The 8050-nt window shown below is 55.3% G+C and carries 8 protein-coding genes and 1 pseudogene; 3 read left to right on the top strand and 6 right to left on the bottom strand.

Going from position 1 to position 8050, the window contains the following annotated elements; genetic code table 11:
- Positions 1-9 precede the first annotated feature (9 nt).
- The 3 genes from VFO10_RS08100 to VFO10_RS08110 form a co-directional block, all read right to left on the bottom strand.
- Positions 10-1263 carry a DUF1552 domain-containing protein gene (locus tag VFO10_RS08100; protein ID WP_325138868.1) on the bottom strand — a complete coding sequence of 418 codons (1254 nt, stop codon included), beginning with the start codon at positions 1261-1263 and terminating at the stop codon, positions 10-12.
- Positions 1264-1281: 18 nt separating this feature from the next.
- Positions 1282-2997 (bottom strand): DUF1592 domain-containing protein, encoded by a 1716-nt coding sequence (locus VFO10_RS08105; protein ID WP_325138870.1) that lies wholly within the window; start codon positions 2995-2997, stop codon positions 1282-1284.
- 306 nt (positions 2998-3303) lie between these two features.
- Positions 3304-3711 (bottom strand): GFA family protein, encoded by a 408-nt coding sequence (locus VFO10_RS08110; RefSeq protein WP_325138872.1) that lies wholly within the window; start codon positions 3709-3711, stop codon positions 3304-3306.
- A gap of 129 nt (positions 3712-3840) precedes the next feature.
- On the opposite strand from VFO10_RS08110, the gene VFO10_RS08115 reads away from it, so the two are divergent.
- A complete protein-coding gene (locus VFO10_RS08115) occupies positions 3841-4467 on the top strand; it encodes a hypothetical protein (RefSeq protein WP_325138874.1) in 627 nt (208 codons plus the stop codon).
- On the opposite strand, the gene VFO10_RS08120 is transcribed toward VFO10_RS08115, so the two are convergent.
- Both VFO10_RS08120 and VFO10_RS08125 read right to left on the bottom strand, forming a co-directional pair.
- Entirely contained in the window at positions 4464-6071 is a 1608-nt protein-coding gene (locus VFO10_RS08120; RefSeq protein WP_325138876.1) for a M20/M25/M40 family metallo-hydrolase, read from the bottom strand. The two genes, VFO10_RS08115 and VFO10_RS08120, sit on opposite strands and share 4 nt — an antisense overlap.
- A complete protein-coding gene (locus VFO10_RS08125; protein ID WP_325138877.1) occupies positions 6068-6274 on the bottom strand; it encodes a hypothetical protein in 207 nt (68 codons plus the stop codon). The genes VFO10_RS08120 and VFO10_RS08125 overlap by 4 nt, the downstream gene beginning before the upstream one ends.
- Positions 6275-6375: 101 nt before the next feature.
- Between VFO10_RS08125 and VFO10_RS08130 the strand changes: the two genes are divergently transcribed.
- Both VFO10_RS08130 and VFO10_RS08135 read left to right on the top strand, forming a co-directional pair.
- A complete protein-coding gene (locus VFO10_RS08130) occupies positions 6376-6903 on the top strand; it encodes a hypothetical protein (protein ID WP_325138879.1) in 528 nt (175 codons plus the stop codon).
- 172 nt (positions 6904-7075) lie between these two features.
- Positions 7076-7777 (top strand): leucine-rich repeat domain-containing protein, encoded by a 702-nt coding sequence (locus VFO10_RS08135; protein ID WP_325138881.1) that lies wholly within the window; start codon positions 7076-7078, stop codon positions 7775-7777.
- Here VFO10_RS08135 and VFO10_RS08140 read toward each other — a convergent pair.
- Positions 7760-8050: pseudogene (locus VFO10_RS08140) on the bottom strand (D-alanine--D-alanine ligase A); the annotation flags it as partial. The gene VFO10_RS08135 and the pseudogene VFO10_RS08140 overlap by 18 nt on opposite strands.

The following is an 8050-nucleotide window of genomic DNA, read 5'->3' on the forward strand; positions in this document are numbered from 1 at the left end:
TCCTCATAGTCAGAGTCCTGCGATCCGGGTCTTCGCATCTCCAAAGGCGACTTCGGGGCCGACAAGGCCATCCAGAAGCTGCCGGAGTACTTGAAAATGCGTGCTGCCGGCAGGAGCCGCAAAGGTCTGTCCGGTTTTAAACGTTCCACCTAGTTCACCATAGATGGTCATCGGCGTATTGTCGAGACTATGCGCCTGGCAATCGCCACCATTGCTCGTATGAAGGATGGCTGTGCTGGCCAGAAGATCATCCGGGCCCTGCATAAAGCGATTGGCGAAGCTCGCGACCTTGGCGAAGTACCATTGGATGACCGCCTGGTAGGTCGGCGACTTTCCCTGGCCATGAATCACGGCCCCATGAAAACCCGTGCCGTCGGTCACAGGGCCTTTGGGAAAATTATAAGCCATGCCGGATTCGGAATGAGCAAACTGCAGAACCACGGTCTGCACCGCATCGCAGGCCAGGGCCTGGAAGGCAACGCCCAGCATGGCCTCGACATAGGCATCGAAATTGGCTTCCACCGCCCCGTTCAGCCCGACGCTGGGATCCATGCGGGTGCACTGCGCGGCGGCCACGGGTGGGCCGCCGGCTGCGGGACTGCCGGCCGTCGCATTGCCAGGCAGTCCTTGTATTTGTTTATAAAGCTCATTCACGGAATAAATATAATCATCAAAAGTCGTGGCCATGGAAGCACCAAGCTGACCTTTCAAAGCGCGGACATCATCCAGGCAGTGATCGAGGATTCCTTTGCGGCCGCTTTTCAAATCCGCCAGCTGATAGCCATTCATCAGCTGAAGGGTCTGACCGAAAACTTCCTTGAACGCAGCGGCAGGATCCATCACGATGCGACCTGCAGCGCCCTGTTCGTTATGACAAAGGACCGACGATGGATTGCTGGGATTGATGGCCAGCCCAAGGCGCAGGGCGCGCATGCCGTGATTTCTTTCCAATAGGGAATCGAGCGAAGCCTGGGTGTTGGCGCGCAGGATGGATTGCTCCGATCCATGCGTGATGCCGTTGGATTGAAGGCGCACGTTATTGATAAAGAGCGCGCGCTTTTCCAAGGGCGTTCCCAGGATCGCGGTCCTTGTCTGCGCGAACTTCGCCGCATCATGGCCTTCGGGATGGGTGATCACGCAAAGCTTTTTACGCAGGGTCGCAGCGTCCACACGCTCGGCCTGCAGAAGGCGGAGGAGTGGCAGGGCGACTATGGAATAGTTCATATAGCGAAAGAGACGGCGGCGATCAAATTTCTGGGACATGGTGCATCTCCCTCGTGCTTAGCGTTTCAAAAAGCGGCTGCTGGTCAGAAACTGAATCACAAGATCCTGATAGCTGAGGCCGGCGGCCTTGGCCTTTTTATAGGCCGAGGCAATGGTGCAGGCATCCTCGGTGGTTTCGAGGCGGCCATGGGTGTGACGGAAAACGTTGGTGACAAGGCAGAGCTGCGCCTGCTCGGATTGGGCGAGGGCCTCGCTGAGTCCACTCGCGCCTTTCACCTGGACGGCCGTGCCGCCCATGGTATTGAACGAAGCATCGAGCAGGAGCGGTTTGAACGTATCATCCTGAGTGCGGATCTGACCGAAGGCATTCAGGCCTTCGAGCGCAAAACCCACGCCGTTGATAAAGCTGTGGCAGCCGGCGCAGCTCGGGGCTTCGGTCAGCTTCGTCAGGTTATCGCGGGCGCTGAGATTGGGATCGGTCATCGCCATGGAGGCCGAGGAACTCAGATTCGGTGGAACCTCAAGATAATGGCAAAGGAGTTTGCTCAGGACAAAGCTGCCGCGCGAGGCTATATGCGTTTTATTATCGGGACTGAGGCTGCTGACAAAGCCGCCCTGCGCAAAGAGTCCTTTCTGCGAGGGATCAACCGCGAATTTTTTCAGCGTGCGATTGCCGATGCGGATGCTTTCGGCCGTCCCGGCGTTCAGGGAATAATACTGGGCCATCCCATCGGTTCCCACTGTGAACGGTGCGGTCAGAATATTTTGAAAGCTGTCCTGCTTGTTTTGAACGAGATAGAAAAGAAAGTCGCTGGTCTGCAGCGTCAAAGCCTGTTTCAGTTCAGGACTCATATTCGCGGCATCCATGGACATCTTGCTTGCACTGTTCAGCCGATCGGTTTCCAGCCACGCGATTACGAACTGATGAAGTCCCCGCCAGGCCCTGGGATCTTTGATCATGCGGTCCGCTTCCTGAGCAATGGCCTCGGGTGTGGCCAGCGCATCGCCTTTGGCCTTATCCATCAGAGCCTGATCAGGCACCGACGCCCAGAGCGTGGACGCCAGAATTGAGGTCATTTCCATGCTGCTGAGGTGACCTTCGCTGCCCAGCTCCGTTCGGAAGATGAGGTAGGGCGAAATCAGAAGCCTTTGCAGAAGTATCTGAAGAGCCCCGTTATCGGCGCCGCTATCTTCGAAAAAGCGGATCAGATCATCCAGCTCCGCTCTGCTCACCGATTTCTTCCAAAGCCGCGGCAGGGCTGTTTCAAGGAAGCTGCGAACGCAGGGCGAACCTTGCCCCTGTCCACACTGCAAAAGATCGCGACGGGTTTCGATGATTTTCGGAATGGCGATCTCCGTCGCTGCGAAAAGGCCTTTCAGGCGATCGGGGGAAACGAGGCCAAAACCCTGGAGATTGCGAAAACCAAGGCTTCGGCTTTCGACCAGGAGTTGATCGCGTATTGTTTTATCATCAGGATTCAGGCCGAACACATCGGCGAGTGACTGCATGTATTCATCATTGGTCAGAAGGCGAGCCTGCTGCTTTTCCTGCGATGGCTCTGTGCAGGAAGGCTGCTGGGCGGCTTCCATGATTTTGCGAAACACAAGATTCTGCTGGCCCAAGTCGAGCGTAGCCATGGCCGGAGATGTCACCTGTGAAAAATCCATCGAGTTTGGGCGCGCATCACTCTGAGGCCCGGAGGATTTGCGTCCACCGCAAGCTGTCAGGGAAAGTTCAAAAACCAGGAGGCCGAGGGTGGGGGCGAGACGCATGGTGTCAGTCTCCATTCGACGCGGTTCATCGGCAGGAATGCAATTCGTTTTCCATACGAGGCCTTGCGATATCAATCGAAAAGGACAGGGGAATTAAGGAGATGGCAACGCCGGAAATCCGGGCGCGGCCGTCTGATTTTCGAGGAATGATGCGGTAACCGCTCGTGAACAAAGGATCTTTTGAGGGTCCTGGCCTCCGTCTGTCGCTTTTTTCAAGCTTTCAACGTCACTTTTCCGTTAACCCACGGAATTTCATGACAGAATCAGCGGAGTGATCGCGCCACGTTGGGCGCGCAGCGGCCGGGTTCAAAGATGCTTATAATCCGCGGGAGGGTTGAACCAGTCGTCGTTACGACCGTCGGAATAACGAACCGGGGCCGCAGCCAGTTCCTTCACATCCGCATCATCGAGCGTGCCGATATTGATAACATAGAAATCGCCGCCGATTTCCTCGATATAGCCTTTGCCGAAGGGGCGGACACCGCAGTGCTTGCAAAAATAGTGATGCACGCTTTTGGTGCCGAACTGATAATCCGAAAGTTCGGATTCGCCAGCGAGCAATTTAAATGCATCCGGCTTCAACGACACGGCCCATAGGCGGGTTTTCGTGCAGATCGAACAGTTGCATTTTCCCGTACCCTGGCTTAAATCCAGCTGCGCTTCATAACGAACGCGTCCGCAGTGGCAGCTTCCATGATAAGTCTTGAGAGTCATGCGATTCAGCCTCCTTGAAAACTTCAAGCTTACAGATTTGCGTTCATCTGTCGAGGCAGAAATTGCCTGTCAACTTTCCCCATGGCGCACCGATGCTTCAGGAGTTTCCTATCGAAGGAGGATGCAAACATGAGGCATTGGCTGTTAGCCTGTCTGCTTTTTTGGGGCCTGGAGCCTTTCGCCCACGCGCAGGGGTTGACGGGAGAGATCGCGCTTTTCTACATGAACGATAGTGGTGTGCGAAGCCTCACCGATAGCAATGATCAGCCCTACACGCTGAAAACCAAAACGAACTATACGTTCACCGCGCTTGGTTTCTGCTACCGTATGGACTGGTTTTGCATTGGTTTGAAGTATCTGCAGGGCAGCATTGAGGAGCGCACCAGCGATTCGAGCAGCAGCGCCTCGCTCACGACCACGGAAACCTATAGCGGACCGGGCATCACCCTTGGTGCTTCGGTCAACGAATGGGTCGCGCATGCCACCTTTTTGATTGGCGGGCAGAAAAGAATCACGGATAAACTCAGCAACGGCTTCAGCAGCAGCTCGACCGGCCTGCGTTATCCAGCTCAGTCGGCCACGCTTTTGGATCTGGGCTATGGCTTCAAGGTCGGCAGCGTGCGTGTCGGTCCGCTTCTGAGTGTCCTGCACATGGATTACAAAAAGCGTATCAACAATGGTGCGACCGAAACTTTGCCATCCAAGGAATCGGATGACTTCATCATGCCGCACTTTGCACTCTGGATGGATTTTTAAGGATTTTTGAGCGTGAACTGACGCCAGGCCAGGATATCATCGCTGGCGTCATAGGCTATCACTCGCCACTTTTGTCCCGCTGTCCAATCCACTGCCAGAGTTCTATAGAAAAACTTCCGCGTGGCGTTGCTCGCATCCTTATCGAGGATGGCCCGTTCCTCGGTGCAATGCGGGACAGCGGCATCATCAATCTGACAAAACTCCAGGGTGCTGGCATCCAGGGGAGCACTGACCGCGAGATAAAGCTGCCCATCGAGAGTCTGAAGGGCCACCTTCAAACCCTGCTTTTTGTCTTCCGGCAGAAGATCCTTTTTCAGATTGTCATAAGCCGCCGCCAGCGACTGCAGCCCGCCCTGATGAAAGGTGAAGAGCAGAGCCAGCTGGGTGATGCGGCGCTGCAAAAGTCCGTCATCGAACTGAGCGCGCGTATCATTCAGCGTGTGAATGTAGGGATTATGATCGACCGGATCTTCAAAGGGAAAGACGGTAGGAAAGCCCTGATCATAAAATGATTTATGATCGGATGCGGAACCACGCGGCAGAAAGCCTAATTTATAAACGGGCCCCATATAACCGCGCAGCCAGTCGATCGCCTGGCGGCGCAGGTCGCGGCTGGTATAGTCCTGCAGAAGGTGGACAATCCCTTCCGCGCCTTCCTTGCTGTAATAGGCCATATCAATCTGAAACATGCCGGCGATTTTCCGGCCATCGGCAGCATACTTTGCGGCGATGGCCTTGCTGCCGACCAGTCCGGGTTCTTCCGCGGCATAGGCTTGCAGTTCGATCGAACGATCAAACGTCAGCTGACCGGATTCAACCACGCGCAGGATTTCCGTCAGGGCCGCAACACCCGAGGCATCATCATCCGCACCGGGGGCATTGCCAGTGCTGCCGCGACCTGTGATGCTGTCCAAATGCGCGCCGACGATGATGGTTTCATCCGGCTTTGTGCTGCCTTCCAAACGCGCGATCACGGATTTTTGATTGCTGAGGCTTTGCGTTTCTTCAGTGATCGTCCAGCGCGCGGACACCATCTGCGCTTCCCAGATTTGCCGAACTGTCGTGTGGGCCAGTTCCCCTTGAGTATGACGGAAATAGCGTGAGGGCAGGGCGGCAAGGGTATCAATGGTCTGATCCATAGCGGCGAGGGACACCATATCCAGCCAGGGTTTGGCGTCCTCGAAAACTGCGCGACCGCCATAGATCGGCGGATAGATTTTAGTGGTGGCGGTCAGGAGCTGGCTGCCGTTCACGAATTCGATGCTGCCGCACATGCCGGTGCTTTCATGGGCCCAGGCGGCGAGATCCTGGAGCTGGGTCACGGAATCGAGCGGCACGGCATAGTAATTCAAATCCCAGCTGTGTGGCATCGGTGCGATCGCATAGGACTTGGGGAGCAGCTGCAGAAGCGAGGCATGGGGACGAGCCTTGAGCACGGCGTAGCCGAGTTTGGGGGCGCTCCGCGTTTCAGGTTTTTTGATCTGAAGGACGCCATCGGTCCAGATGATGTTTTTGGATTTAGGATTTTTCGCTTCGAACTGCAAGGGGGTTATGGCTTCGGCCCATGCGGGGAGCAGGACGAGTGTCCAGAGAAGTTTTTTCATGGAGCTGCGTCCTCGATTTTAAGGGCGTTGCCGGACCAATCGGAGTCGCCGTCCCAACCCTCGGGAATGTAACGGATATCATCAAGGGTCAGGCCGTCTTCGGGGCCGTTTTTTGTGGTGTTGGAGAGACGACCACAGCGGCCCAAGGCGAAGGCCATGAGGAGGAGGAACAGGACGCAAAGGCTTTTCATGGCGAAGGGCATGACGCAAGACTCCCCTGAAAAAGACTGGAATTCCTGGGATATTGTAGCAGATCCATCAATTGATTGGGGCTTTGGCCGATAGCGAATGAGGAGGCTCGGGAATGAAACTTACCATAACCAATTTTCTTGCTGTGTGGGCTGCGGGCCTTGGGCTGAGCGGCTGTGGGGGATTAAGCTCGGAGCAGCTTCTGTCCGTGGAGATGTACGGGGTCAGCAAAATGCCGGAAGGCGCGACGGGAACCCGGGATCCCAAGTTTCAAATTTATCAGCTTCTGAAAGTGGATATTGTCAGCGAGGATGGGGCGACGACCACCAACCTTTTCGATAATGAGGAAGAGAAGATTTTCCGCATCGTCGATCGCGAGCAGCTGATCTATTCGAAAAAAATCACGGACCTCGTGGACACGAGTTACGGCAGTATGCTGCTGACCTTTGCGCCCGAAGTCACTGGCGGTGATTCGGAAGAGAACACCCTTGCCTTCACCCTGGCCAACCCCGTCCTGACGCTGACCCAGCCCTTTGCCATTGAAAAGGCCAAGGATATAGCGGTTATTATCAAAATGAACTGGGGCAATACCCTGACCGATGAAGCGATGACGGAACCGACCTTTGTCCTGACCCTCGACTGAAGCGACGCAGTTACCCCGCCATTTTCTAAGCCATGCACGAAATCACGTGCTCATCCGTTCTCCCTTTGGAACCAAATTTCGGGTTTCCCCCATTTCTCATGCAATAATCATCGGGGCTCAGGCATCACAAATGGGAATGCCATGAGATTCCCTTACGAAGGATTTGATCACCATGCTGCCGACCACCCTGGCTCTCTATCTTGCGACTCAGCTGACTTTGGCCCCGAGGCCTTCTGTGACGCCACCCTTGGAAAAAGACTGTGGAACACGGGCCGTCTGGGACGCCGGAAGTCAAAGCTGCCGTGCCCTGCCACCGACCCGCGAGCAATGCTGGGCCGACGGTCAGCAGCTGAATGCCCAGACGCAGTCCTGCGTGCCGGTCACGCTCAGCGCTTTCTGCCGCGAGCATAATTGGGATTACGAGCAGGAGCACACGGTCTCGCGCATACTGAATGATTTGAATGCTCATGATTGCGAGGAAGCTGAACAGATTCTTCAAAAAACCCGCAAGCTGACCCTTCGCAGCGCCGGTGTCCTGAAAATTCAGGATATCAGGCCACTCCGCGCGTTACCGTTCATTGAGGAATTGAATCTGGATGGGCATCGCGTGAATGATCTGCGGCCGCTGCAAAAACTCCCGCGTTTGAAAAAGCTCTCGCTGCGTTTTAACGACGTCTATGACCTTGAGCCGCTTTTGGCCCTGACTCGTCTGGAAAGTCTTGATCTGGCCGGCAATCCCATTAATCTGAACGATCCGGTTTTGAAGAAGCTGCAGAAGAGGGTGAAGGTGAATCTTCGCGTTCCTGTACCCGCAGCGACTCCGGATGATTCGGAGTCGGCTGCGGCGGAAACACGATCAGACGCTGCGTTTTAATCCGAGCTGAATCTTCCGGCGTTCGAGCGCCGTCTCGAAAAGTTTCGAAATCAGCTCCATGCCGGTCATGCCTTCATGCTCCCAAAGCTTGGGATACTGGGAGATGGCCGTCATGCCAGGCAGTGTGTTGGCCTCGTTGAAATAGTATTTATTGGTGGATTTTTCCAGAAAAAGATCAATGCGCGCCAAGCCGTAAAGATTCAGCGCATGGAAAACTTTGCGGCTGATCTCCCGACCTTCCTCGGCCAATTCCTTGGACAGAGGCGCAGGAAC

The organism is Oligoflexus sp. (genome assembly GCF_035712445.1).
GTDB lineage: Bacteria > Bdellovibrionota_B > Oligoflexia > Oligoflexales > Oligoflexaceae > Oligoflexus.

Bases quoted from the DNA above. Each gene is read 5' to 3' on its own strand.
- VFO10_RS08105 (WP_325138870.1), bottom strand. From the start codon at position 2,997: ATGCGTCTCGCCCCCACCCTCGGCCTCCTGGTTTTTGAACTTTCCCTG.
- VFO10_RS08135 (WP_325138881.1), top strand. From the start codon at position 7,076: ATGCTGCCGACCACCCTGGCTCTCTATCTTGCGACTCAGCTGACTTTG.
- VFO10_RS08115 (WP_325138874.1), top strand. From the start codon at position 3,841: ATGAGGCATTGGCTGTTAGCCTGTCTGCTTTTTTGGGGCCTGGAGCCT.
- VFO10_RS08110 (WP_325138872.1), bottom strand. From the start codon at position 3,711: ATGACTCTCAAGACTTATCATGGAAGCTGCCACTGCGGACGCGTTCGT.
- VFO10_RS08125 (WP_325138877.1), bottom strand. From the start codon at position 6,274: ATGCCCTTCGCCATGAAAAGCCTTTGCGTCCTGTTCCTCCTCCTCATG.
- VFO10_RS08130 (WP_325138879.1), top strand. From the start codon at position 6,376: ATGAAACTTACCATAACCAATTTTCTTGCTGTGTGGGCTGCGGGCCTT.
- VFO10_RS08120 (WP_325138876.1), bottom strand. From the start codon at position 6,071: ATGAAAAAACTTCTCTGGACACTCGTCCTGCTCCCCGCATGGGCCGAA.
- VFO10_RS08100 (WP_325138868.1), bottom strand. From the start codon at position 1,263: ATGTCCCAGAAATTTGATCGCCGCCGTCTCTTTCGCTATATGAACTAT.